Origin of the sequence: Pseudomonas sp. NBRC 111139 (assembly GCF_001753955.1) — a bacterium.
Taxonomy (GTDB): Bacteria; Pseudomonadota; Gammaproteobacteria; order Pseudomonadales; family Pseudomonadaceae; genus Aquipseudomonas; species Aquipseudomonas alloputida.
In genome coordinates this window covers 12,374-35,255 of record NZ_BCBP01000068.1, presented here as the reverse complement: position 1 = coordinate 35,255, position 22,882 = coordinate 12,374, and the positions used below count along the sequence as shown (strand labels likewise).

Genomic DNA, 22,882 nt, shown 5'->3' with positions numbered 1-22,882 from the left:
CGGTTAACGCACCAAAGCAACTAATGGCCGAGAAAGCCGTCTCCAGGGACGCTGGCGTTTTCGCGATACCACAGTAAATTCTAAACGTCGAAAACATTGTTACCAGATCGGCTCGCGCACCTTCTGACGTTCGAAAGGAACCTTAGCCCCTAGTGGCATCGACACGAATATCCCCAACAGTCTGTGTGCTCCGAGGCTGTGCACCTCACAAAAATAAACATTGCATCCAATAAGCCAAACTTTGATTTTTCCAGTCTATATGCATCGATTCTCAACAACTGACATAAATAACAGTTGCAAAAAAATAACCCCGGAAAGCCGTGAGCTACCGGGGCCAAGAGCGAGCAACATCCACTGTGCGTGAGCGAGGGTGACCAAACCCTCTGTACCGTGAATGGCTTCAGTGTGCGTGCTTGCCTGGCAGGGGATTTAGTCGTAAACGACCTGTTCTTAGCCAAAGCAGCCATGGCGGCATTCTGTCCTTGCGAGGCTGTCGCACACGTCACAGAATCGGTCGTAAATCACAGCAGCACTCTCTTAGCGATAAAAGGGACAACAGCCATGATGCATGCGGATTTGATTGATCAGGACGACCTCGCCGGCCATTTGCGCGCGCGCGGTTTCGATATTCCGGCCGGGGCCAGCGCCGAACAGGCGTGTGAAGCGGTGGTTCGTGGGCTGACCGAGCCCAATGCGCGGGCGCTGAAGGGGATGGTGGAGCAGATGTACACCGGCAGTGCGACGATCCTGCCGGCAGTACGCCAGGCCATCGACAAGCAACTGTTGCCGGCGTTGGCGCAGTTCAACAAACGCGCGTAATTCTTTTACCCAGGACCGACCCCTTCGCGGGACAAGCCCACTCCCACAGGTCACCGCTGACTCAGTTCAGCGGGTGACCTGTGGGAGCGGGCTTGTCCCGCGAAAAAGTCGACTCGGTATCAGAGCCTTACACTGGCAAATGTCGACTCGTTGCGTGCCTGGCTCAGGGCCGCCATCGGCCCGCTGTGCGGCGACAGGGTCATGGCCTGAGGAATCGGCATCATGGCCACCTGCTGCGCGGTGTTGGAGCCCACGCGCTCGTCACGCGGCGGAATGCCAAAGTACTCGCGATAGCACTTGGAGAAGTGCGGGGTCGACACGAAGCCGCACACCGATGCCACTTCGATGATCGACATCGGCGTCTGCTTCAGCAACTGCCGCGCACGGATCAGGCGCAACTTCAGGTAGTAGCGCGAAGGTGAGCAGTGCAGGTACTTCTGGAACAGGCGCTCCAGCTGACGCCGCGAAACCGCCACATAGACCGCCAGTTCGTCCAGGTCGATCGGTTCCTCCAGATTGGCCTCCATCAACGCGACGATTTCCTGCAACTTCGGCTGGTTGGTGCCAAGCATGTGCTTGAGCGGCACACGCTGGTGGTCCTGCTCGTTGCGAATACGCTCGTAGACGAACATCTCGGAGATCGCTGCCGACAACTCGCGGCCGTGATCACGGCTGATCAGGTGCAGCATCATGTCCAGCGGCGCGGTGCCACCGGAGCTGGTGAAGCGGTTGCGGTCAAGAGTGAACAGGCGGGTACTCATGTTCACCCGCGGGAAGGCTTCCTGCATCGCGGCCAGGCATTCCCAGTGCACGCTGCAATCGAAGCCGTCGAGCAGGCCAGCGCAGGCCAGTGCCCAACTGCCGGTGCACACGGCGCCCAGCCTGCGCGACTGACGGGCCTGGGCTTGCAGCCAGGTGACGTGTTCACGGGTGACGGAACGCTGGATGCCAACACCACCACAGACAATCACGGTGTCGATAGGCGGAGCATTGCTGATGGCAGCATCCGGTGTGATTTGCAGACCATCGCTGGCCCACACCTGGCCGCCATCGATGGTCAGCGTGTGCCAGCGATACAGCTCACGACCAGACAGCTGGTTGGCCATGCGCAGCGGCTCGACCGCCGATGCCAGGGAAATCAGGGTGAAATTGTCCAATAGAAGAAACCCGATGGACTGGGGTGCTGTGCGGTTCTGGGTTGGATTCCCGGAGGTGTACGACGTCATCGCGATTTCTCCTCACACAAATGCAGGGTGTGCCTCAGGCGGGCACTTACTTCTTGTTATGACCCCTCGGTCATTTTCCGGGGGTAGGCTTGCCAATCTCAACGCAAACGCCGTGCCTAAACTTGAACGGCCATCCAAAAAAACCTGAAAACGACGCCTTTATGGGGCAATTCAAGTGCTTGCATCGTGTTGGCCAGTCGTCCAGAACAGGCGAGCTAGCGCGTTGCCTGTAACGGTTGAGCAGTTTAGTGACACGCGCCGCGTGGGTTTCCCAGAAGCGACACCTTTAAGTGTCACCGACAACCCTCACACTGATCGCGACATCCGACGATCGGTAGCGTGGCGCCGCACCATAAAGAGGCATTGGCGGTTGTGTTGCACCTGCATCAGCCTCAAGGGCCTCTTCGCGGGCAAGCCCGCTCCTACAGGGATTGCACAGTTCCTGTAGGAGCGGGCTTGCCCGCGAAGAGGCCCAGAAGGTCAGTTCAGGAAATCAGCACTCGATAGCGCTGACCGCCAGGCCGCCGCGCGAGGTCTCTTTGTACTTGTCGTGCATATCGGCCCCGGTATCGCGCATGGTGCGGATTACCTGGTCGAGGGAAATGAAGTGCTCACCATCGCCGCGCAACGCCATCTGCACCGCGTTGATGGCCTTCACCGCAGCAATCGCGTTGCGCTCGATGCAGGGCACTTGCACCAACCCGCCAACCGGGTCGCAGGTCAGGCCAAGGTTGTGTTCCAGGGCAATTTCAGCGGCGTTCTCAACCTGTGGCGGGGTGGCGCCGAGCACTTCGGCAAGCCCCGCTGCGGCCATCGCGCAGGCCGAGCCGACTTCCCCCTGGCAACCCACTTCGGCACCGGAGATCGAAGCGTTCTTCTTGCACAGGATGCCCACAGCGGCGGCAGCCAGGAAGTAATCGACAACGCTGGACTCATCCACCGCATCGCTGAATCGCATGTAGTAATGCAGCACCGCCGGGATGATGCCTGCCGCGCCGTTGGTAGGCGCGGTCACCATGCGCCCGCCGGCGGCGTTTTCTTCATTGACCGCCAAGGCGAACAGGTTGACCCATTCCATGGCACTCATGGTCGAGCCGATCACGTTGGGCTTGCCGATTTCCTGCAGGCTGCGGTGCAGCTTGGCGGCACGGCGGCGCACGTTCAGCCCGCCGGGTAGCGTGCCCTCGTACTTGAGGCCGTTGTTGACGCATTCCTGCATGGCTTCCCAGAGCTTGTGCAGGCCAGCGCGGATGTCTTCCTCGCTGCGCCAGACCTTCTCGTTGGCCATCATCAATTGCGACACGCTGAGGTCGTTTTGCTTGCACAGGCGCAGCAGTTCGGCGGCGCTGTTGAAGTCGTACGGCAACACTGTCTGGTCAGCATCCAGCACACCGCTGGCGGCTTGGGCTGCATCGACCACAAAGCCGCCGCCCACCGAGTAATAGGTGTCGCGGTGCAACTCACCCTGCTCGCCTTCGGCAATCAGGGTCATGGCGTTGGGGTGATAGGGCAGGTTCTCGTCCAGCAGCAGCATGTCGCGGGCCCAGACGAACTCGACAGGCAAGCGGCTATCCAGCTGCAGGGTGTTGGTTTCGCGCAGGTCAGCGATACGCGGCACGATCTGGGTCGGGTCAATGGCGTCCGGCCACTCGCCCATCAGGCCCATGATGGTGGCGTTGTCGGTGCCATGACCAATACCGGTGGCCGACAGCGAGCCATACAGGCGCACTTCGATCCGTTTTACACGCTCCAGCTCACCGCGTTCGCGCAGGCCCTGAACGAACAGGGCGCCAGCACGCATGGGGCCGACGGTGTGGGAGCTGGAGGGCCCGACACCGATCTTGAACAGGTCGAACACGCTGATGGCCATTGTCGAATCACCTCTTGCTGGGCTTGTCTCTGCGCGCCATGCGCAGGGCGGGGTAGCTGCTAGGCTCAAACAGCGGGCCGCCTTGAATGCCAGCATCATCGGGCTTTTACCGCCCACCTCGCCGTCTGCAACCGACGTACTTTTGTCCAGCAGCGCCGCGCTGTTCTCAACCAGAAACTGCGCCCACCGCGCCGTTTTCCAGCGGCCTGGTGACGCAAAAATGCGCGCGAGGGGGTGGAAAAATCCATAAGCGACATCGCCCATACTGGATACGACCCGTTCCGTACTGGATACGACCCAACCAGTAGGCGATTGCCCGGAGCTGGAGGATTATCGAAAGCGACTCGTAAAGCACGGCCACGCATCCTGCCCTCTGCAGGCCTGGTCGACCGGACCCTCAGAAAGCCCGGCGACCCACGCGAACCCGAAGACAATATCTCAGGAGTCCATCCATGAAAGGTTCACCCTCGCTGTTACTGGTTGCGTTGCTGTCCGCGCCATTGCTGGCCCAAGCAGCCGAACCCGAGCAATGTCAGACTGTACGCTTCTCCGATGTCGGCTGGACCGACATCACAGTCACGACCGCGACCACCAGCGTTGTGCTCGAAGCACTGGGTTACAAGACCCACACCACCATGATCTCGGTACCGGTGACCTACAAGTCGCTGGCCACCGGCAAGGACCTGGACGTGTTTCTCGGCAACTGGATGCCGACCATGGAGAACGACATCAAGCAGTACCGCGACGCCGGCACGGTAGAAACCGTGCGCGCCAACCTGGAGAACGCCAAGTACACCCTGGCAGTCCCCCAGGCGCTGTACGACAAGGGCCTGAAGGATTTCAGCGACATACCCAAGTTCAAGAAGGAACTGGACGGCAAGATCTACGGCATCGAACCGGGTAACGACGGTAACCGCACCATCCAGAGCATGATCGACAAGAACGCCTTTGGCTTGAAGGACGCCGGTTTCAAGATCGTGCAGTCCAGCGAGGCGGGCATGCTGTCGCAAGTTGACCGCGCGCAGAAACGCGGCGAGGCATTGGTGTTCCTGGGCTGGGAGCCACACCCGATGAACACCCGCTTCAAGATGCAGTACCTGACCGGCGGGGACGACTTCTTCGGCCCCGACTTCGGCAAGGCGACCGTGCTGACAAACACCCGCAAAGGATACACGCAGGAATGCAGCAACGTTGGCCAACTGCTTAAGAACCTGTCGTTCGAGCTCAAGGATGAAAGCACCATGATGGGCTATGTCCTGGACGACAAGATGAAACCCGAGGCCGCCGCCAAGAAATGGATCAAGGACAACCCAGGCAAGCTGGATGCCTGGCTGGCCGGCGTTACCACCGTTGATGGCAAGCCTGGCCTGGAGGCGGTCAAGGCCAAGCTTACGCAATAACGAACTACGCAGTAGCGCTACCTCGGGGCAGGACCGTGCCTGCCCCGGGTTGATTTCAATCTATGCAGGTGGAAGCTCGCTATCATGCTTATCGATCAGAAAATACCTCTGGGCCAGTACATCGCGTCGTTCGTCGAATGGCTGACCCAGAACGGCGCGAATTACTTCGACGCCATCGCGCAAGGCCTGGAGTTCATGATCCATGGCGTCACCAGCGCCCTGACTTTCTTCAACCCGTTCGTACTTATCGCCCTGTTCGCCGCCCTGGCGCACTTCATCCAGCGCAAGTGGGCCCTGACCGCATTTGTCGCCCTGTCGTTCCTGCTGATCCTCAACCTGGGATACTGGCAGGAAACCATGGAAACCCTGGCGCAGGTCACCTTCGCCACGGTGGTATGTGTGGTGATCGGCGTGCCACTGGGCATCCTCGCCGCGCACAAGCCGATGTTCTATACCGCCATGCGCCCGGTGCTCGACCTGATGCAGACGGTGCCCACATTCGTCTACCTGATCCCTACCCTGACCCTGTTCGGCCTGGGCGTGGTGCCGGGGCTGATTTCCACCGTGGTGTTCGCCATCGCCGCGCCCATTCGCCTGACCTACCTGGGCATCTGCGACGTGCCACAAGAGTTGATGGACGCCGGCAAGGCCTTTGGCTGCTCGCGTCGTCAACTGCTTACCCGTATCGAACTGCCGCACGCGATGCCAAGCATCGCCGCCGGTGTCACTCAATGCATCATGCTGTCGCTGTCGATGGTGGTCATTGCCGCCCTGGTTGGCGCTGACGGCCTGGGCAAACCTGTGGTCAACGCACTGAACACCGCCGATATCTCCCTGGGCTTCGAAGCGGGCCTGGCGATCGTGCTGCTGGCAATCATGCTCGACCGTATCTGCAAGCAACCGGAACTGCCGGTAAGGGGTGAGGCATGAGCATCATTCGTTTCGAAGACGTCGACGTCATCTTCTCCAACAAGCCGCGCGAGGCACTGGCGCTGCTGGACCAAGGCCAGACCCGCGAGCAGATCCTCAAGCAGACCGGCCTGGTGGTGGGTGTCGAAAAGGCCAACCTCGATATCAACAAAGGCGAGATCTGCGTACTGATGGGCTTGTCTGGCTCGGGCAAGTCGAGCCTGCTGCGCTGCATCAACGGCCTCAACACCGTCAGCCGTGGCAAGTTGTTCGTCGAGCACGAAGGCAAGCACATCGACATTGCCAATTGCTCCGCGGCCGAACTGAAGATGATGCGCACCAAGCGCATTGCCATGGTGTTCCAGAAGTTTGCCCTGATGCCTTGGCTGACGGTGCGCGAGAACATCAGCTTTGGCCTGGAAATGCAGGGTCGCCCGGAAAAGGAACGGCGCAAGCTGGTCGACGAGAAGCTTGAGCTGGTGGGCCTGACCCAGTGGCGCAACAAGAAGCCGGATGAGCTGTCTGGCGGCATGCAGCAGCGCGTGGGCCTGGCCCGGGCGCTGGCGATGGATGCCGACATCTTGCTGATGGACGAACCGTTCTCGGCACTGGATCCACTGATCCGCCAGGGCCTGCAAGATGAGCTGCTTGGCCTGCAGGCCAAGTTGAGCAAAACCATCGTGTTCGTCAGCCACGACCTGGACGAGGCGCTGAAACTGGGTACCCGCATTGCGATCATGAAAGACGGTCGGATCATCCAGTACAGCAAGCCGGAGGAGATCGTGCTGAACCCGGCTGACGAATACGTGCGCACCTTCGTCGCCCATACCAACCCGCTGAACGTGCTGTGCGGGCGCAGCCTGATGCGCAGCCTGGACAATTGCAAACGGGTCAATGGCTCGGTGTGCCTGGACCCAGGTATCGATTCGTGGCTGGACCTTGGCGAAGGCGGCGCGCTCAAGCGTGCACGCCAGGGCCAGAACGGGCTGGACATGCAGAAATGGGCACCGGGGCAAGATGTGGAGCTGCTGGAGCGCAGGCCGACCGTGGTGCACGCTGACATCGGCATGCGTGAGGCACTGCAGATTCGTTATCAAACTGGCAACAAGCTGGTGCTGCAGGATAACGACAGGGTGGTGGGGATACTCGGGGATACCGAGCTTTACCACGCGCTGCTCGGCAAGAACCACGGGTGAGGCCTTTGGGGCCGCTTCGCGGCCCTTTCGCGACGCAAGGCCGCTCCCACACGTACTGCATCAGCCTCAGGCTCAGCGCTGTACGGGTGGGAACGACCTTGTGTCGCGAACGGAGGGCAAAGCCCTCCCGGCCATCTGTCAGCGAACGACGATCCCGCGCGAAGCCATGTAAGCCTTGGCTTCAGGCACTGTGTACTCGCCAAAGTGGAAGATGCTGGCCGCCAGCACCGCGCTGGCATGCCCTTCCAGAATGCCGTCAGCCAAGTGCTGCAGGTTACCCACACCCCCCGAGGCAATCACCGGAATCCCCAGCGCATCACTGATAGCGCGGGTAACGCCCAGGTCGAAGCCGTTCTTCATGCCGTCCTGGTCCATGCTGGTCAGCAGGATCTCGCCAGCGCCCAGGCCTTCCATCTTCTTCGCCCACTCGACTGCATCCAGCCCGGTCGGTTTGCGCCCGCCGTGAGTGAAAATCTCCCAGCGCGGCGCTTCACCTGGCCCGGACACTTTCTTGGCATCGATGGCGACAACGATGCACTGCGAACCGAAACGGTCCGCCGCCTCGCCAACAAACTCTGGGTTGAACACCGCGGCGGTGTTGATCGAGACCTTGTCGGCACCGGCGTTGAGCAGGTTGCGGATGTCCTGCACGGTCCGCACGCCACCCCCTACCGTCAGCGGGATGAACACCTGGCTGGCCATGCGCTCGACGGTATGCAAAGTGGTGTCGCGGCCATCGACGCTGGCGGTGATGTCGAGAAAGGTGATTTCGTCAGCACCTTGCTCGTCGTAGCGACGGGCAATTTCCACCGGGTCGCCGGCATCACGGATGTTCTCGAACTTGACGCCCTTGACCACCCGGCCGTTGTCCACGTCCAGGCAAGGGATAATGCGCTTGGCCAGTGCCATGGTTCAGTCCTCAGCCTTGGTAGTTATCACAGAAGGCCTGGGCCTCAGCAACATCCAGGGTGCCTTCGTAGATGGCACGGCCGGTGATGGCGCCGATGATGCCCGGGGCCTTGGCGTCCAGCAGCGCCTTGATGTCGCCCAGGTTGTGAATGCCGCCCGAGGCGATCACCGGGATACGGGTGGCTTCAGCCAGTGCCTTGGTGAAGGGCACATTGCAGCCCTGCATCATGCCGTCCTTTGCGATGTCGGTGTAGACGATCGCCGAGACGCCATCGGCCTCGAAACGCTTGGCCAGGTCGATGACCTGCACCGAGCTCACTTCGGCCCAACCGTCGGTGGCGACGAAACCGTCCTTGGCGTCCAGGCCGACGATGACCTTGCCCGGGAAGGCTTTGCACGCTTCAGCGACGAACTCGGGCTGCTTGACGGCCTTGGTGCCAATGATCACGTAGCTGACGCCAGCCTTGACGTAGTGTTCGATGGTTTCCAGCGAACGGATACCGCCGCCGATCTGGATCGGCAGGTTCGGGTAGCGCTTGGCGATGGCGGTAACCACTTCACCATTGACCGGCTGGCCTTCGAAGGCGCCGTTGAGGTCGACCAGGTGCAGGCGGCGGCAGCCACCCTCGACCCACTTGGCGGCCATGCTCACCGGGTCGTCGGAAAATACCGTAGAGTCTTCCATGCGGCCCTGGCGCAGGCGCACGCAAGCACCGTCCTTCAGATCGATAGCGGGGATAATCAGCATCTTGGGAACCTGTCTATTTGTTGGGTTTCAGGGCTTCTCGAGTGCCCACAGGTCGCTTTCGATGCTCTCGAACCGCTCCTTGAGGTGCAGCTGAACATCGGCAATCGCCCTGTTGTAGTAATGGGGTGCAATCTCTTTGCTGAACAGCTCGAGGACCTCGGCCACCTCGAACGACCCCAACTGCAGCTCGAAGCGGTCTTCGAGAAAACGCTTCAAGGTATCGAGCGCTTCGCGCTCCTGCTCGGGGGCCAGGGTGATGGTCGGGGCCTTGGTCTTCGACCTGCTCATTTACCAGCGCCCGTCCCAGGCGATGAAGTTCTGCAGCAGCTGCAGGCCATGGGTATGGCTCTTCTCCGGGTGGAACTGCACGGCAAAACGCGAACCGTCGGCCAGCGCTGCGGCGAAGTCGACGCCATAGTGACCGCGTCCCACCACTTGGCCCGGCTTGCCGGCATTGATGTAGTAGCTGTGCACGAAGTAGAAACGTGCGCGGTCAGGGATGTCGTGCCACAGCGGGTGGTCGATGGTCTGGCTGACTTCGTTCCAGCCCATGTGCGGCACCTTCAGGTGCTCGCCCTCTTCTTGCAGGTCTTTGCCGAAAAAGCGCACCTGGCCAGGGAACAGGCCAATGCAGTCGACGCCGTTGTTTTCCTCACTGTGCTCGAGCAGCGCCTGCATACCGACGCAGATGCCGAGGAACGGGCGGTCCTGGCTGACTTCGCGCACCAGGCTGTCGAAGCCCAGGCGGCGGATTTCGGCCATGCAGTCGCGAATCGCGCCCACGCCCGGGAACACCACACGGTCGGCCTCGCGGATCACTGAGGCATCGCTGGTCACCAGCACTTTACCGGCACCTACGTGCTCAAGCGCCTTGGCCACCGAGTGCAGGTTACCCATGCCATAGTCGATTACGGCTACCGTTTGCATTTACAGGCACCCTTTGGTGGAAGGCATCTGCCCGGCCATACGCTCGTCGAGGGTGATGGCCATGCGCAGGGCACGGCCGAAAGCCTTGAATACGGTTTCGATCTGGTGGTGGGTGTTGTGGCCACGCAGGTTGTCGATGTGCAGGGTTACCAGGGCGTGGTTGACGAAGCCCTGGAAAAACTCCTGAAACAGGTCGACATCGAAACCGCCAACGCTTGCACGGGTATACGGCACGTGCATCTGCAGGCCTGGGCGGCCAGAGAAGTCGATGACCACGCGTGACAGCGCTTCGTCCAGCGGCACGTAGGCGTGGCCGTAGCGGAAGATACCTTTCTTGTCACCGATAGCTTGGGCGAATGCCATGCCCAGGGTGATGCCGACGTCTTCGACGGTATGGTGATCGTCGATATGCGTGTCACCCTTGCACTCGATATCCAGATCGATCAGCCCATGGCGGGCGATCTGGTCCAGCATGTGTTCAAGGAAAGGCACACCGATATCGAATCGGGCCTTGCCACTGCCATCGAGGTTGATCGAGCACTTGACCTGGGTTTCCAGGGTATTGCGCTCGACGGAAGCCTTACGTTCGACCATCACCAGCTCCGCAAAATCATTGGGCGAAAAGGGTTTCATTATAGGCCCAGAACGCGCCAGCTTGAAACGCGGATGACATATGGCAAAGCCAGGTTTTACGCGGGCTGGATGCTGCTACAGGTCTATACAACCACAGCAGCCCGCTCCTGCAGCGGCGAAAGGGGCGCAACACGCGCCCCCCCCTGATCAATAGAACAGCACAGCGGTCTTTTGCAAGGTCACCCAAACACCCCAGGCCAACGGCACAACCACCACCGCCCAGGCCAGCAGCACCAGTGGCAGGCTGCCTGGCGCCGCCTTCCACTCCAGCGACCGCGCCCCATCGGCGCCCTTGTCATGGCTCAACGCGCGCTCGGCCGCCAGTTCGGCATCACTCATGAAGTGCTTGTCGGCCACCGGGCGCACCAGCATGTTGCAGATAAAGCCCAGCACCAGCAGACCCGCGAGAATGTACAAGGTCATGTCATAAGCCGCCGCCCGCTCCACGCCTGCTGCCAGTTGATACTCGCGCAGGTAGGTGATCAGCACCGGCCCCAGCACTCCCGCTGCCGCCCAGGCGGTCAGCAGGCGGCCATGGATGGCACCCACCATCTGCGTGCCGAACAGGTCGGCCAGGTAGGCCGGCACCGTTGCAAAACCACCGCCATACATCGACAGAATGATGCAGAACGCTGCCACGAAAAGTGCCACGTTGCCCAGGTGCCCCATGTTCGGCACCAGGCTGTACAAGCCCACGCCCAAGGCGAAGAAGGCAAAGTAGGTGTTCTTGCGGCCGATGTAGTCGGAGAACGATGCCCAGAAGAACCGGCCGCCAATGTTGAACAGGCTCAGCAGGCCGGTAAAGCCGGCGGCGATCGCGGCAATCTGCGCCAACTGCGCAGTGCTCAGCTGGCTGAAGGTCAGTTCGTTGCCCAGTAACTTACCGGCGAACACTTCCTGCAGCAGCGGTGACGCCATGCCCAAAATGCCGATGCCCGCCGACACGTTCAGGCACAGCACCAGCCAGATCAGCGCGAACTGCGGGGTCTTCCAGGCCACACTGACGTGCACGTGGCGGTCGGTGACCATGGCGTTACTGGCATTCTTCAACGGCGCAGCCCAGCCTTCAGGCTTCCAGCCGGTCGGTGGTACGCGATACGCCAGGGCGCCAGCGGTCATGAACACAAAGTAGATCGCCGCCATGGCGACAAAGCTCTGCCATACGCCAACTTCGTGCTCATTGCCAAAATGCCCCATAAGCGCGGTGGCCAGCGGCGCCCCGACCATGGCCCCGCCGCCGAAGCCCATGATCGCCATACCGGTGGCCATGCCACGTTTGTCCGGGAACCACTTGATCAAGGTCGACACGGGTGAGATGTAGCCCAGGCCCAGGCCGATACCGCCAATCACGCCGGAGCCAAGCCACATCAGCCACAATTGATGGGTTTTCACACCTATCGCCGAAAGCAGCATGCCACCGCACCAGCACAAGGCCGACACCAGGCCAGCCTTGCGCGGGCCGGCGTGCTCCAGCCAGCCGCCCAGCACCGCCGCCGAGCAACCGAGGAAGACGAAGAACAGGGTGTAGATCCAGCTCAGCATCGAGATTGGCCAGTCGCATTCGGCGCTGAACATCCGGGCCATGAAGCCCATGTCTGCCGCACAGGCGACGGGGGCGGTGATCCCCAGGGCTTGCGACAAGGGCAGCCAGAATACCGAGAAGCCGTAGGCCATACCGATGCACAGGTGAATGGCCAAGGCAGCTGGCGGGACCAGCCAGCGGTTGAAGCCCGGGCGGGCGATTATGCGTTCCTTCGACAGGAAGCCTGGCTCACTGGCCGAGCTTCCCGTCGCGACGGTACTGGTCATGAATCTGATCCTTGTTATAGGGAGGGTGCTCGCGAAGCGGCGCAAGGGTAGCAGCATCAAGCAGCATGAAAGCAATCTGCCATCGTCCATTTTTGCCTAACTGAATCGGTCATGTCCCCGGCAAAAGCTCAGTATTAAGCTGTCGAAAGCCGTACCCTCTGATGCAGGCGTAGGAATTTTCTACATCTCTAGTCGTACAAGCAGGGGTAACCGCTACAGCGTTATACTCTGGCGCCTGAACTCACTAACGGACTAAAAGGACTCGCCCATGAAAGCGTTCGGCAAAATCCTGGGACTGGGGCTTCTCGGGTTACTGCTGATCATCGTGGCGCTGGGCTTCGCCCTGACCCACCTCTTTGATCCCAACGACTACAAAGACGAGATTCGCCAGCTGGCGCGCGACAAGGCCCACGTCGAACTGACCCTCAATGGTGACATCGGCTGGAGCCTGTTCCCGTGGCTGGGTCTGGAGCTGCACGAAGCCAGCATCGCTACCTTGAACAAACCCAAGGAACCGTTCGCCGACCTGCAGATGCTTGGCCTTTCAGTCCGTGTGCTGCCGCTGCTGCGCCGCGAAGTGCAAATGAGCGACGTACGTGTCGAGGGCCTGAACCTGACCCTGGCGCGTGACGAACAGGGCCATGGCAACTGGGAGGACATCGGCAAGCCGCTACCCGCGCAGAATGGCGCAGGCACCGATGCACAGGCACAGGCACCTGCCGAGCAGGCGCCTGCGACCACCGACAGCAACGACCGCGCCATCAAGCTGGACATCGACAGCCTGACCGTGAACAACGCCCGCGTGCAGTACACCGATGCCAAGACCGGCCAAAATTACAGCGCCGAGAGCATCCAGCTGAGCACCGGCCCGGTCCATGAAGGCGCAAACATCCCGCTCAAGGCCAGCGCCTTCGTCAGCGCCAGCCAGCCGAGCATCAAAGCCCGTACCGAGCTGGCCGGCGAATTGCGCTTCGACCGCAAGCTCAAGCGCTACAACTTCGAAGACATGCGCCTGTCGGGCGAGACCTCGGGTGAGCCTACCGGCGGCAAGACCGTGACCTTCGCCGCCCAAGGACAACTGCTGGTCGACCTGGCCGCCAATGTCGCCTCGTGGAACGGCCTGAAAGTCTCGGCCAACCAACTGCGCGCCCTCGGTGAGCTGAACCTGCGTGATCTGGACAAAGCACCCCAGCTGAGCGGCGGCCTGTCCATCGCCCAGTTCAACCTGCGCGCCTTCCTTGAAAGCATTGGCCACCCGCTGCCGGCCACCAACGACCCGGCCGCCTTCGCCAAGCTGGAGCTGGTGACTCGCCTGCAGGGCACGCCCAGCAGCCTGGCCCTGGAAGACCTGGCGGTGAAGCTGGACGACAGCACCTTCAGCGGCCGCGTGGCCGTCGAAGATTTCGCCAAACAAGCCCTGCGCCTGCAGCTTAAGGGCGACACCTTCGACGCCGACCGCTACCTGCCGGCCAAGAGCGAAGAAGCCAAGGGCGCCACCGCTGCGCGCCAGGCCGAGGTCAAGCAACAAGAGGCCAGCGCCGTAGCCGGTGCTGGCACCACACCACTGCCCAACGCCCCAACACACGTGGCATGGAGCGACGACAAGCTGCTGCCGGTCGACCGTCTGCGCGCCCTCGACCTGCAGGCCGACCTGGCCTTCGGCTCGTTGACCCTGGATAAGCTGCCGATCGAGAGCGCCCAGCTCAAGGCCGTTGGCCAAGGCGGCCTGCTGACCCTGCAAACCCTGCGCGGAGAGCTGTACAACGGCACCTTCGAAGCCAAGGGCACGGTCGACGTTCGCCCTGCCGTGCCACAGCTGGGTGTGAACACCAATATCCAGCGGGTGCCGGTGGAACACTTCATCAAGACCGAAGGCAAGGAACAGACGCCGCCGGTCAAGGGCCTGCTGACCCTGACCAGTGATCTGACAGCCACCGGTAACAGCCAGAAAGCACTGGTCGACACCCTGAACGGCAGCGCAAACTTCGCCATCAACGATGGCGTGCTGGTCAATGCCAACCTGGAACAGCAGCTGTGCCAGGCCATCGCCACGCTCAATCGCAAGACGCTGAGCAGCGAACCACGCGGCAAGGACACCCCGTTCCAGGAACTGCGCGGCAGCCTGGTAGTACGCAATGGCGTCGCCAGCAACCCGGACCTCAAGGCGCGCATCCCGGGCCTCACCGTCAATGGCCATGGTGACCTCGACCTGCGCGTGCTGGGCATGGACTACAACGTCGGTGTAGTCGTCGAAGGCGACCAGCGTGCCATGCCGGACCCGGCCTGCCAGGTCAACGAACGTTATGTAGGTGTTGAAGTACCCCTGCGCTGCCGTGGTCCGCTGGAACTCGGCGCAAAGGCCTGCCGCCTGGACCAGAACGGCCTGGGCAAGGTTGCCGCCAAACTGGCCGGCAACCGCCTGAAGGACAAGATCGATGAAAAGCTTGATGAAAAACTTGGAGACAAAGTGAGCCCGGAACTGAAAGACGCGCTCAAGGGGCTGTTCAAGCGATGAGCCCCGAGCAGTTCTCCAGCGCAGTGCTGGACTGGTATGACGAGCACGGCCGGCACGACCTGCCCTGGCAACAGGGCATCACGCCGTACCGGGTGTGGGTGTCGGAAATCATGTTGCAGCAGACCCAGGTCAGCACCGTGCTCAACTACTTCGACCGCTTCATGCAGGCCCTGCCAACCGTGCAAGCCCTGGCCGAGGCACCGGAGGACGAAGTGCTGCACCTGTGGACGGGCCTGGGTTACTACACCCGCGCACGCAACCTGCAAAAGGCCGCCAAGGTCGTCGTCGAGCAACATGGCGGCGAATTCCCGCGCAGCGTCGAGCAGCTTACCGAGCTGCCCGGCATTGGCCGCTCCACTGCCGGCGCCATCGCCAGCATCAGCATGGGCATCCGCGCACCGATCCTCGACGGCAACGTCAAGCGCGTGCTGGCACGCTACACCGCCCAGGCTGGCTACCCCGGCGAACCCAAGGTTGCCAACCAGCTATGGGCCACTGCCGAGCGCTTTACCCCGCAACAACGCGCCAACCACTACACCCAGGCGATGATGGACATGGGCGCCACGCTGTGCACGCGCAGCAAGCCCAGTTGCCTGATCTGCCCGTTGCAGCGCGGCTGCGAAGCGCACCTGCACGGCGAAGAAACCCGCTACCCCGAGCCCAAACCGCGCAAGGCGCTGCCGCAACGGCGCACATTGATGCCACTGCTGGCCAACCACGAAGGCGCCATCCTGCTTTACCGCCGCCCTTCCAGCGGCCTGTGGGGTGGTTTGTGGAGCCTCCCGGAGCTGGACGACATCGCCCAGCTCGACGACCTGGCCTACCAGCACGGCCTGCGCCTGGCTGGCCGCCACGCCATGGACGGCCTGACCCACACCTTCAGCCACTTCCAGCTGGCGATCGAGCCTTGGCTCGTGCGCGTCGACCCGGTCGGCGAGCACGTGGTCGAGGCCGACTGGCTCTGGTATAACCTCGCCACCCCGCCGCGCCTGGGCCTCGCCGCTCCGGTGAAAAAGCTGCTTGAACGCGCGACCGACGAACTGATTGCAGGAGACGCCCGATGACCCGCACCGTGATGTGCCGCAAATACCAAGAAGAACTGCCAGGCCTGGAACGCCCGCCCTATCCCGGTGCCAAGGGCCAGGACATCTTCGAACACATCTCGCAGAAAGCCTGGGCCGACTGGCAGAAGCACCAGACCATGCTGATCAACGAGAAGCGCCTGAACATGATGAACGCCGAGGACCGCAAATTCCTCCAGGCTGAGATGGACAAGTTTTTCGCCGGCGAAGAATACGCCCAGGCCGAAGGCTACGTTCCACCGGCCGAATGACCCCAAAAATCGTAAGCGACGGAATTAATTTAAAATTTTTTCAAAAAGTCGTTGACGAGCGGTCCGGAAATCTATTTAATTCACCTCGTCGCCCAGATAGCTCAGTCGGTAGAGCAGAGGATTGAAAATCCTCGTGTCGGCGGTTCGACTCCGTCTCTGGGCACCACCTTCAAGCTTCTGGTGGTTGCAAAGTTACCCGAAGCTACAACAAGAAACCCGCCTAGTGCGGGTTTTTTGTTGCCTGTGATTTTTAACTTCATGCGGCTTCGAAGAACACCAGATTTCACAACGCAACCTGAAGGCTCGCCATGCAATCGAGAAACCCGCAGCCATAAGCAGACTGCGGGCCAAACCTTACTCGTCCGACATGGAACGAAGATGATTGAATGCGTCCTCGGTCATGTGCCCCATGTAGGAGATGCTGTGCAACTGAAGGTGGCCGTGTTGCTTGCCTTTTTCGATAATGGCGGCGATGTCAGCCTTTGTAATCCTTTGCTCGTCGCAATCGGCGAAACCGGTTGGATAGTAAACCCTGCCATCGTCCGTGTAGCCGTACAGGGTGACCAGATAAAAGTGCTTCATGACTCCTCCTTTGTAGCGCAAACGTGCGCATCACTCACAGACGCCGAATTGGCGCAGTGACAGGCTGCCAGCCAGCATGGCTGGCAGCAGGAGAGAAGCTACGCAGGGCCCACGGTTCGCATAATCTGGATATGTATCCCACAGACATCTCAAGCTGCAGCGCCCAGGCGCACGGCTTGGGTTTATCGGGCAATTGCGCTTCAATACGCGCACTTTCAGACACACCCAAGGATTTCCCCATGGCCACCCCTACCAAGCAACAGAAACGCGCCAAGCGCGCCGCCAGCAAGGCCAAGCAGAACCGCATGGTACGCAGCGGCCAAGCGGTCAAGGCCAGCGCCGGCGACAGCGCCAGCGTCGAGCAGGTGTACAACAAGGCCATGGAGTCGGGCAGCTACGACGCGATGTTCAACAAGATGAAGGAAGCCCAGGAAGGCGGCCTGGTGCCAATGATCTCGGTGTTCCTGGTGGATCCGCTGCTCGCCCTGGTGCTCAAGGGGCACAAGGAAGAACACGCCACCGACTACATCGTGCTGGTGTTCAACGCCTACCGCAAATGGCTGGACGGCGCTGACGAAGAGACCACCATGGCCTGGCTGGAGAGTGATGAGTTCCAGGACGCCTATATCGCTGCTTCCGAACTCGTGGCCAAGCAACAGCAGAAGCAGTTTGGCTGACAGGGCCATGTAACCCGTTGTGGCCTCCGCGCGGCCCCTGTAGGAGCGGGTTTATCCGCGAATACAATGGCGGCTGCGACGGTGATTAGCCAGGGAAATTGGCCAGCAGGCCCGGCCCTTTCGCGGGTAAACCCGCGCCTACGGGCCTGTGGCGAACCTGCGGGCTTGCCCACGAAAGGGCCATCACAGGCAACAAAAAAAGGCCGCACCCTTCACAGGGCGCGGCCTTCTCATTTCAGCCAGCGCGGATCAGCTGTCCAGCGCCGCCCGCCCGGCAGCCTCGCGCTTGCGGTGCACCAGCAAGCCAGCCGCCACCACACCAATACTCAGCAACGCAGTCGCAATGATCTCCGCACGGTGATCCTCACGCAGCGCCATGACCACCAGAATGGCAACGATGAAGGCAATGGTCGCCCAGGTCAGGCCCGGGAACAGCCACATCTTGAAGGTGATCTTCTCGCCGCGGGCTTCACGCTGGGCGCGCATGCGCAGCTGCGACACGGCAATCACCAGGTACACCAGCAGCGCGATGGCGCCAGAGCTGGCCAGCAGGAACTCGAACACCTGGGCCGGTGCCACGAAGTTGGCGAACACGCAGAGAAACGCAGCCGCGGTGGACAGCAGTACCGCCACGTGCGGGGTCGCCGCCTTGGTGGTGCGCTGGGCGATGGCCGGGGCGTCGCCACGCTTGCTCAGCGAGAACAACATGCGCGAAGAAGTGTACAGCGCCGAGTTCAGGCAGCTGGTCACGGCAATCAGCACAACAATGTCGACGATCAGCTTGGCATTCGGCACACCAATACGGCTCAGCACGGTCTGGTAGGAGCCCGTCTCGGCCAGGGCCGGGTCGTTCCACGGCACCAGGGCCACGACCAGGAAGATCGACACCAGGTAGAACAGGCAGATACGCCAGATTACCGAGTTGGTGGCACGGCTGATTTGCTTGCCCGGGTCCTTCGACTCGGCAGCGGCGATAGTGACGATTTCGGTACCCATGAACGAGAACATGGTGGTCAGCATGGCTGCCAGCACTGCGCCCAGGCCGTTGGGCATGAAGCCTTGGGTATCGAACAGGTGGCTGGCACCGCTCACTTGGCTGCTCGGTACAAAGCCGAACAAGGCAGCACAGCCCACGGCGATGAAGCCGATGATCGCCAGCACTTTGAGCAGGGCAAACCAGAACTCGAACTCACCGTAGTTCTTCACGCTGCACAGGTTGGTAAGTGTCAGTGCCAGGGTAATGATGAGGGAGAACGCCCACAGGTCAACCGCCGGGAACCAGGCATGCAGAATGGCCGCGGCGGCGTTGGCCTCCAGCGGAATTACCAACACCCAGAACCACCAGTACAGCCAGCCAATGGTGAAACCGGCCCAGCGCCCGATGGCACGGTCGGCATACGTAGAGAACGAACCGGTGTCAGGCGAGGCGACTGCCATTTCACCCAGCATACGCATGACCAGCACGACCAGCGTACCGGCGGCAGCGTATGCCAGCAGCACGGCAGGGCCGGCAGCTGCGATGGCGTGGCCGGAGCCTACGAACAGGCCGGCACCGATGACGCCAGCAATGGACAGCATGGTCACATGCCGTTGTTTGAGCCCCTGAGCGAGGTCATTGGAATTGTTACCGCTCATTGAAACTACCTTTGTAAGGAGTGGACCACGCCGACTGCGGGTACAGAGCGCGCCAGGGGATGACCCAGGCGTCGCTGCAATCGGCGGTTTCCAACTGGCAATAAGCGCGCCACATGCCGAATACACCCGTCAGAAAATTCTGCAGGCCTTTTAGGATGCGGCTTGGAGGGCTTTCGGCCATTGCATGACCGAAAGGGCATCAAATCATCGGATTACTGAAATACCCACTTACAAATGCACCAAAGGTGCTCCTCGGTAACACCTGTGCACCACCGCAATGCCAAAAAGTGCAACCCATAGGTACAACCTTGTGACATCAACATGGCATTCGTGGGTGAACCCGTTTGCACTGGCAAAAGGTCGGGTTTACCCCTCCGATGGGTCAAAACAGCTTCCATGCGCCGGCCAAAGCTGGCACCATCGCGCCTTTTTTCATCAAGGCTCTGGTGCTGGGCGACACCTTCGCGGACATCTGCGCGACGTTACGCTGTAGCGATGCGACAAACTGCCCCACCAGCGCCCCCAGTCCCCGGCGACCCTGTTGGCCGTCATAATGCCGCTATGCTAGCTTGGCGCACGCCAGGAAGGCCGCCAACAGCTGGGAACGCACCCGAACACATGAGGACCGCACATGGCTCAGGCCACGCCCGCGCTGGAAATCCGCAATTTGCACAAACGCTACGGCGAGCAGGAAATTCTCAAGGGCATTTCGCTGACCGCTCGCGACGGTGACGTGATCTCCATCCTGGGGTCGTCCGGCTCCGGCAAGTCCACCCTGCTGCGCTGCATCAACCTGCTCGAGAACCCGCACCAGGGCGAAATCCTGGTCGCCGGCGAAGCCCTCAAGCTCAAGGCCGCCAAGAATGGCGACCTGATCGCAGCCGACAACCGCCAGATCAATCGCCTGCGCAGCGAAATCGGCTTTGTCTTCCAGAATTTCAACCTGTGGCCGCACATGTCGATCCTCGACAACATCATCGAGGCGCCACGCCGCGTGCTCGGCCAAAGCAAGGCCGAGGCCATCGAAGCCGCCGAAGCGCTGCTGAACAAGGTCGGCATCTACGACAAACGCCACAGCTACCCCGCCCAGCTTTCCGGTGGCCAGCAACAGCGCGCCGCCATTGCCCGTACCCTGGCCATGAAGCCCAAGGTCATCCTGTTCGACGAGCCTACATCGGCACTCGATCCGGAAATGGTCCAGGAAGTGCTTAACGTTATCCGCGCATTGGCCGAAGAAGGCCGTACCATGCTGCTGGTGACGCACGAGATGAGCTTTGCCCGCCATGTGTCCAGTGAAGTCGTCTTCCTGCACCAGGGCCTGGTCGAAGAGCAGGGATCGCCGCAGCAGGTCTTCGAAAACCCGACCTCGGCGCGTTGCAAGCAATTCATGTCCAGCCACCGCTAACGGAGCAATACATGCACACCTACAAGAAGTTTCTCCTGGCAGCTGCTGCCACGCTGGTGATGTCGGCAAACGCCATGGCCGCAGAAAAACTGCGCATGGGCATCGAAGCCGCCTACCCACCGTTCAACAACAAGGATGCCAGCGGTAACGTGGTTGGCTTCGACAAAGACATCGGCGACGCCCTGTGCGCAAAGATGAAAGTCGAGTGCTCGGTCGTTACCTCCGACTGGGACGGCATCATCCCGGCCCTGAACGCCAAGAAGTTCGACTTCCTGGTGTCTTCGCTGTCGATCACCGACGAACGCAAGCAGGCTGTGGACTTCACCGAGCCGTACTACTCCAACAAGCTGCAGTTCATCGCGCCGAAAAACGTCGACTTCAAGACTGACAAAGAGTCGCTGAAAGGCAAGGTCATCGGCACCCAGCGCGCCACCCTGGCCGGCACCTACCTTGAAGACAACTTCAAGGGCGTCGACGTCAAGCTGTACGACACCCAGGAAAACGCCTACCTCGACCTGGTCTCCGGTCGTATCGACGGCATCCTGGCCGACAAGTACGTGCAGTACGAGTGGCTGAAAAGCAAAGACGGCTCGAACTTCGAGTTCAAGGGCGAGCCGGTGATGGACAGCGACAAGATCGGCATTGCCGTGCGCAAAGGTGACACCAAGCTGCGCGACGACCTGAACAAAGCCCTGGCAGAAATCAAAGCCGACGGTACGTACAAGAAAATCAACGACAAGTACTTCCCGTTCAGCATCGAATGATCCGCCCTGACCGGCGCGCCCTTGCGGCGCGCCAGTCCCTAAAATGACCTGCCCATGAATATCGACCTGCACGGATTCGGTCCGGCCATGATGGCCGGCACCCTGATGACCGTAAAACTGGCGCTTTGCGCCTTGCTGCTGGGGCTGGTCCTGGGCCTGCTCGGCGCCCTGGCCAAAACCTCACCGCTCAAGCCCCTGCAATGGCTTGGCGGCTTCTACTCGACCCTGGTTCGCGGCGTGCCCGAACTGCTGTGGGTACTGCTTATCTATTTCGGCACCGTCGGGCTCATGAACAGCCTCGGCGAAGCCCTGAACATGCCGGGCCTTGAGCTAAGCGCCTTCGCCGCGGGCGTGATCGCCCTGGGCCTGTGCTTTGGCGCCTACGCCACCGAAGTGTTCCGTGGCGCTATCCTGGCGATCCCCAAAGGCCACCGCGAAGCTGGCCTGGCGCTGGGCTTGTCAAAGGGCCGCATCCTCTCGCGGATCATCCTGCCGCAGATGTGGCGCATCGCCCTGCCCGGCCTTGGCAACCTGTTCATGATCCTGATGAAGGACACCGCCCTGGTATCGGTAATCGGCCTTGAAGAAATCATGCGCCACTCGCAAATTGGCGTGACCGTGACCAAAGAGCCGTTCACCTTCTACATGGTCGCGGCCTGCATCTACCTGGGCCTGACCGTGCTTGCCATGACCGGTATGCATTTCATGGAAAAACGCGCCGCTCGCGGCTTTGCGAGGGCTGAATAATGAATTGGGAAGTCATCTTCAAATGGCTGCCACGCCTGGCCGAGGGTGCGGTCCTGACCCTGGAGCTGGTGGCCATTGCCGTGGTTGCAGGGTTGATCCTGGCCATACCGCTGGGCATCGCCCGCTCCTCGCGCCACTGGTACGTGCGCGCGGTGCCGTTCAGCTACATTTTCTTCTTCCGTGGCACACCCCTGCTGGTGCAGTTGTTCCTGGTCTATTACGGCCTGGCGCAGTTCGATGCGGTGCGCTCCAGTTCGCTGTGGCCGTACCTGCGCGATCCGTTCTGGTGCACGGTGCTGACCATGACCCTGCACACCGCTGCGTACATCGCCGAGATCCTGCGTGGCGCGCTGCAGGCGATCCCTAAAGGTGAGATTGAAGCGGCACGGGCGCTGGGCATGTCGCGTGGCAAAACGCTGTTCTACATCATGCTGCCACGCGCTGCGCGCATCGGCCTGCCGGCGTACAGCAACGAAGTGATCCTGATGCTCAAGGCCAGTGCCCTGGCCAGTACCGTGACCCTGCTGGAGCTGACCGGCATGGCCCGTACCATCATCGCCCGCACCTACCTGCCGGTGGAGATCTTCTTCGCCGCAGGCGTGTTCTACCTGGTGATCTCGTTCATGCTGGTGCAAGGCTTCAAGCTGCTGGAGCGCTGGTTGCGCGTGGATGCCTGCCAAGGCCGCTGACATCTCCTAGCCTTCTTCGCGGGCACGCCCGCTCCTACAACAGGCCTATGCTGAGCCTTCGTAGGAGCGGGTTTACCCGCGAATAGGCC

General features: G+C 61.2%; 22 protein-coding genes and 1 tRNA gene. 13 read left to right on the top strand and 10 right to left on the bottom strand.

Features of this window, described 5'->3' with window-relative positions; translation table 11 throughout:
- The first annotated feature begins 561 nt into the window (after nucleotides 1–561).
- Nucleotides 562–819, top strand: coding sequence for a hypothetical protein (locus tag BJQ17_RS24170; protein ID WP_003255717.1), 258 nt, complete (start codon nucleotides 562–564; stop codon nucleotides 817–819).
- A gap of 119 nt (nucleotides 820–938) precedes the next feature.
- On the opposite strand, the gene BJQ17_RS24165 is transcribed toward BJQ17_RS24170, so the two are convergent.
- Both BJQ17_RS24165 and BJQ17_RS24160 read right to left on the bottom strand, forming a co-directional pair.
- Complete coding sequence (locus tag BJQ17_RS24165) at nucleotides 939–2,045, bottom strand: GlxA family transcriptional regulator (protein WP_003255719.1); 1,107 nt, start codon at nucleotides 2,043–2,045, stop codon at nucleotides 939–941.
- A 493-nt stretch (nucleotides 2,046–2,538) separates the two neighbouring features.
- Nucleotides 2,539–3,915: an L-serine ammonia-lyase gene (locus BJQ17_RS24160; protein ID WP_003255722.1), complete on the bottom strand. Its 1,377-nt coding sequence runs from the start codon at nucleotides 3,913–3,915 to the stop codon at nucleotides 2,539–2,541.
- A gap of 452 nt (nucleotides 3,916–4,367) precedes the next feature.
- Between BJQ17_RS24160 and BJQ17_RS24155 the strand changes: the two genes are divergently transcribed.
- From BJQ17_RS24155 to choV, 3 genes are all read left to right on the top strand, one after another.
- Nucleotides 4,368–5,315 carry a choline ABC transporter substrate-binding protein gene (locus tag BJQ17_RS24155; protein ID WP_010951661.1) on the top strand — a complete coding sequence of 316 codons (948 nt, stop codon included), beginning with the start codon at nucleotides 4,368–4,370 and terminating at the stop codon, nucleotides 5,313–5,315.
- 81 nt (nucleotides 5,316–5,396) lie between these two features.
- A complete protein-coding gene (choW, locus tag BJQ17_RS24150; RefSeq protein WP_172830946.1) occupies nucleotides 5,397–6,245 on the top strand; it encodes a choline ABC transporter permease subunit in 849 nt (282 codons plus the stop codon).
- Nucleotides 6,242–7,420, top strand: a complete 1,179-nt coding sequence (gene choV / locus BJQ17_RS24145; RefSeq protein WP_010951660.1) for a choline ABC transporter ATP-binding protein — start codon at nucleotides 6,242–6,244, stop codon at nucleotides 7,418–7,420. The genes choW and choV overlap by 4 nt, the downstream gene beginning before the upstream one ends.
- A 138-nt stretch (nucleotides 7,421–7,558) precedes the next feature.
- Here the strand turns inward: choV and hisF are convergent, their stop codons facing one another.
- From hisF to BJQ17_RS24115, 6 genes are all read right to left on the bottom strand, one after another.
- A complete protein-coding gene (hisF, locus tag BJQ17_RS24140; protein ID WP_003255729.1) occupies nucleotides 7,559–8,329 on the bottom strand; it encodes an imidazole glycerol phosphate synthase subunit HisF in 771 nt (256 codons plus the stop codon).
- A gap of 10 nt (nucleotides 8,330–8,339) precedes the next feature.
- Nucleotides 8,340–9,077, bottom strand: a complete 738-nt coding sequence (gene hisA / locus BJQ17_RS24135; RefSeq protein ID WP_003255731.1) for a 1-(5-phosphoribosyl)-5-[(5-phosphoribosylamino)methylideneamino]imidazole-4-carboxamide isomerase — start codon at nucleotides 9,075–9,077, stop codon at nucleotides 8,340–8,342.
- Nucleotides 9,078–9,104: 27 nt separating this feature from the next.
- The gene (locus BJQ17_RS24130; protein ID WP_003255734.1) at nucleotides 9,105–9,365 is read right to left on the bottom strand and encodes a DUF2164 domain-containing protein; all 261 of its coding nucleotides are present in this window, start codon (nucleotides 9,363–9,365) and stop codon (nucleotides 9,105–9,107) included.
- Nucleotides 9,366–10,004, bottom strand: coding sequence for an imidazole glycerol phosphate synthase subunit HisH (gene hisH / locus BJQ17_RS24125; protein WP_003255735.1), 639 nt, complete (start codon nucleotides 10,002–10,004; stop codon nucleotides 9,366–9,368).
- Nucleotides 10,005–10,598, bottom strand: coding sequence for an imidazoleglycerol-phosphate dehydratase HisB (gene hisB, locus BJQ17_RS24120; RefSeq protein WP_003255736.1), 594 nt, complete (start codon nucleotides 10,596–10,598; stop codon nucleotides 10,005–10,007).
- 186 nt (nucleotides 10,599–10,784) lie between these two features.
- Nucleotides 10,785–12,446, bottom strand: a complete 1,662-nt coding sequence (locus BJQ17_RS24115) for an OFA family MFS transporter (RefSeq protein WP_003255739.1) — start codon at nucleotides 12,444–12,446, stop codon at nucleotides 10,785–10,787.
- Between the two features lie 268 nt (nucleotides 12,447–12,714).
- Between BJQ17_RS24115 and BJQ17_RS24110 the strand changes: the two genes are divergently transcribed.
- The 4 genes from BJQ17_RS24110 (at nucleotide 12,715) to BJQ17_RS24095 (ending at nucleotide 16,460) form a co-directional block, all read left to right on the top strand.
- Complete coding sequence (locus BJQ17_RS24110; protein WP_064615101.1) at nucleotides 12,715–14,961, top strand: AsmA family protein; 2,247 nt, start codon at nucleotides 12,715–12,717, stop codon at nucleotides 14,959–14,961.
- Complete coding sequence (gene mutY / locus BJQ17_RS24105; protein ID WP_003255741.1) at nucleotides 14,958–16,025, top strand: A/G-specific adenine glycosylase; 1,068 nt, start codon at nucleotides 14,958–14,960, stop codon at nucleotides 16,023–16,025. The genes BJQ17_RS24110 and mutY overlap by 4 nt, the downstream gene beginning before the upstream one ends.
- Complete coding sequence (locus BJQ17_RS24100; RefSeq protein ID WP_003255742.1) at nucleotides 16,022–16,294, top strand: oxidative damage protection protein; 273 nt, start codon at nucleotides 16,022–16,024, stop codon at nucleotides 16,292–16,294. The genes mutY and BJQ17_RS24100 overlap by 4 nt, the downstream gene beginning before the upstream one ends.
- 90 nt (nucleotides 16,295–16,384) lie before the next feature.
- Nucleotides 16,385–16,460, top strand: a tRNA-Phe gene (locus BJQ17_RS24095).
- 188 nt (nucleotides 16,461–16,648) lie between these two features.
- On the opposite strand, the gene BJQ17_RS24090 is transcribed toward BJQ17_RS24095, so the two are convergent.
- Nucleotides 16,649–16,876 (bottom strand): hypothetical protein, encoded by a 228-nt coding sequence (locus BJQ17_RS24090; RefSeq protein ID WP_003255743.1) that lies wholly within the window; start codon nucleotides 16,874–16,876, stop codon nucleotides 16,649–16,651.
- Nucleotides 16,877–17,115: 239 nt separating this feature from the next.
- Between BJQ17_RS24090 and BJQ17_RS24085 the strand changes: the two genes are divergently transcribed.
- Nucleotides 17,116–17,553: a hypothetical protein gene (locus BJQ17_RS24085; RefSeq protein WP_003255744.1), complete on the top strand. Its 438-nt coding sequence runs from the start codon at nucleotides 17,116–17,118 to the stop codon at nucleotides 17,551–17,553.
- Between the two features lie 249 nt (nucleotides 17,554–17,802).
- Here BJQ17_RS24085 and gabP read toward each other — a convergent pair whose 3' ends face one another.
- Nucleotides 17,803–19,188, bottom strand: coding sequence for a GABA permease (gene gabP, locus BJQ17_RS24080; RefSeq protein WP_003255745.1), 1,386 nt, complete (start codon nucleotides 19,186–19,188; stop codon nucleotides 17,803–17,805).
- Between the two features lie 631 nt (nucleotides 19,189–19,819).
- On the opposite strand from gabP, the gene BJQ17_RS24075 reads away from it, so the two are divergent.
- The 4 genes from BJQ17_RS24075 to BJQ17_RS24060 are packed head-to-tail and all read left to right on the top strand — an operon-like array spanning nucleotide 19,820 to nucleotide 22,793.
- Nucleotides 19,820–20,593 carry an ABC transporter ATP-binding protein gene (locus BJQ17_RS24075; RefSeq protein WP_003255746.1) on the top strand — a complete coding sequence of 258 codons (774 nt, stop codon included), beginning with the start codon at nucleotides 19,820–19,822 and terminating at the stop codon, nucleotides 20,591–20,593.
- An 11-nt stretch (nucleotides 20,594–20,604) separates the two neighbouring features.
- Nucleotides 20,605–21,357 (top strand): ABC transporter substrate-binding protein, encoded by a 753-nt coding sequence (locus tag BJQ17_RS24070; protein ID WP_003255747.1) that lies wholly within the window; start codon nucleotides 20,605–20,607, stop codon nucleotides 21,355–21,357.
- A 54-nt stretch (nucleotides 21,358–21,411) separates the two neighbouring features.
- Nucleotides 21,412–22,104 carry an ABC transporter permease gene (locus BJQ17_RS24065; protein WP_003255749.1) on the top strand — a complete coding sequence of 231 codons (693 nt, stop codon included), beginning with the start codon at nucleotides 21,412–21,414 and terminating at the stop codon, nucleotides 22,102–22,104.
- Nucleotides 22,104–22,793 (top strand): ABC transporter permease, encoded by a 690-nt coding sequence (locus BJQ17_RS24060; RefSeq protein WP_003255750.1) that lies wholly within the window; start codon nucleotides 22,104–22,106, stop codon nucleotides 22,791–22,793. The genes BJQ17_RS24065 and BJQ17_RS24060 overlap by 1 nt, the downstream gene beginning before the upstream one ends.
- Nucleotides 22,794–22,882: the final 89 nt, after the last annotated feature.

Excerpts from the sequence above, each read along its gene's own strand:
- hisA (WP_003255731.1), bottom strand. The coding sequence starts at position 9,077 with ATGCTGATTATCCCCGCTATCGATCTGAAGGACGGTGCTTGCGTGCGC.
- BJQ17_RS24165 (WP_003255719.1), bottom strand. The coding sequence starts at position 2,045 with ATGACGTCGTACACCTCCGGGAATCCAACCCAGAACCGCACAGCACCC.
- BJQ17_RS24100 (WP_003255742.1), top strand. The coding sequence starts at position 16,022 with ATGACCCGCACCGTGATGTGCCGCAAATACCAAGAAGAACTGCCAGGC.
- BJQ17_RS24085 (WP_003255744.1), top strand. The coding sequence starts at position 17,116 with ATGGCCACCCCTACCAAGCAACAGAAACGCGCCAAGCGCGCCGCCAGC.
- gabP (WP_003255745.1), bottom strand. The coding sequence starts at position 19,188 with ATGAGCGGTAACAATTCCAATGACCTCGCTCAGGGGCTCAAACAACGG.
- hisF (WP_003255729.1), bottom strand. The coding sequence starts at position 8,329 with ATGGCACTGGCCAAGCGCATTATCCCTTGCCTGGACGTGGACAACGGC.
- BJQ17_RS24115 (WP_003255739.1), bottom strand. The coding sequence starts at position 12,446 with ATGACCAGTACCGTCGCGACGGGAAGCTCGGCCAGTGAGCCAGGCTTC.
- BJQ17_RS24060 (WP_003255750.1), top strand. The coding sequence starts at position 22,104 with ATGAATTGGGAAGTCATCTTCAAATGGCTGCCACGCCTGGCCGAGGGT.
- hisB (WP_003255736.1), bottom strand. The coding sequence starts at position 10,598 with ATGGTCGAACGTAAGGCTTCCGTCGAGCGCAATACCCTGGAAACCCAG.
- BJQ17_RS24075 (WP_003255746.1), top strand. The coding sequence starts at position 19,820 with ATGGCTCAGGCCACGCCCGCGCTGGAAATCCGCAATTTGCACAAACGC.
- BJQ17_RS24155 (WP_010951661.1), top strand. The coding sequence starts at position 4,368 with ATGAAAGGTTCACCCTCGCTGTTACTGGTTGCGTTGCTGTCCGCGCCA.
- BJQ17_RS24065 (WP_003255749.1), top strand. The coding sequence starts at position 21,412 with ATGAATATCGACCTGCACGGATTCGGTCCGGCCATGATGGCCGGCACC.
- mutY (WP_003255741.1), top strand. The coding sequence starts at position 14,958 with ATGAGCCCCGAGCAGTTCTCCAGCGCAGTGCTGGACTGGTATGACGAG.
- BJQ17_RS24130 (WP_003255734.1), bottom strand. The coding sequence starts at position 9,365 with ATGAGCAGGTCGAAGACCAAGGCCCCGACCATCACCCTGGCCCCCGAG.
- BJQ17_RS24090 (WP_003255743.1), bottom strand. The coding sequence starts at position 16,876 with ATGAAGCACTTTTATCTGGTCACCCTGTACGGCTACACGGACGATGGC.
- BJQ17_RS24070 (WP_003255747.1), top strand. The coding sequence starts at position 20,605 with ATGCACACCTACAAGAAGTTTCTCCTGGCAGCTGCTGCCACGCTGGTG.
- BJQ17_RS24170 (WP_003255717.1), top strand. The coding sequence starts at position 562 with ATGATGCATGCGGATTTGATTGATCAGGACGACCTCGCCGGCCATTTG.
- choV (WP_010951660.1), top strand. The coding sequence starts at position 6,242 with ATGAGCATCATTCGTTTCGAAGACGTCGACGTCATCTTCTCCAACAAG.
- hisH (WP_003255735.1), bottom strand. The coding sequence starts at position 10,004 with ATGCAAACGGTAGCCGTAATCGACTATGGCATGGGTAACCTGCACTCG.
- BJQ17_RS24110 (WP_064615101.1), top strand. The coding sequence starts at position 12,715 with ATGAAAGCGTTCGGCAAAATCCTGGGACTGGGGCTTCTCGGGTTACTG.
- BJQ17_RS24160 (WP_003255722.1), bottom strand. The coding sequence starts at position 3,915 with ATGGCCATCAGCGTGTTCGACCTGTTCAAGATCGGTGTCGGGCCCTCC.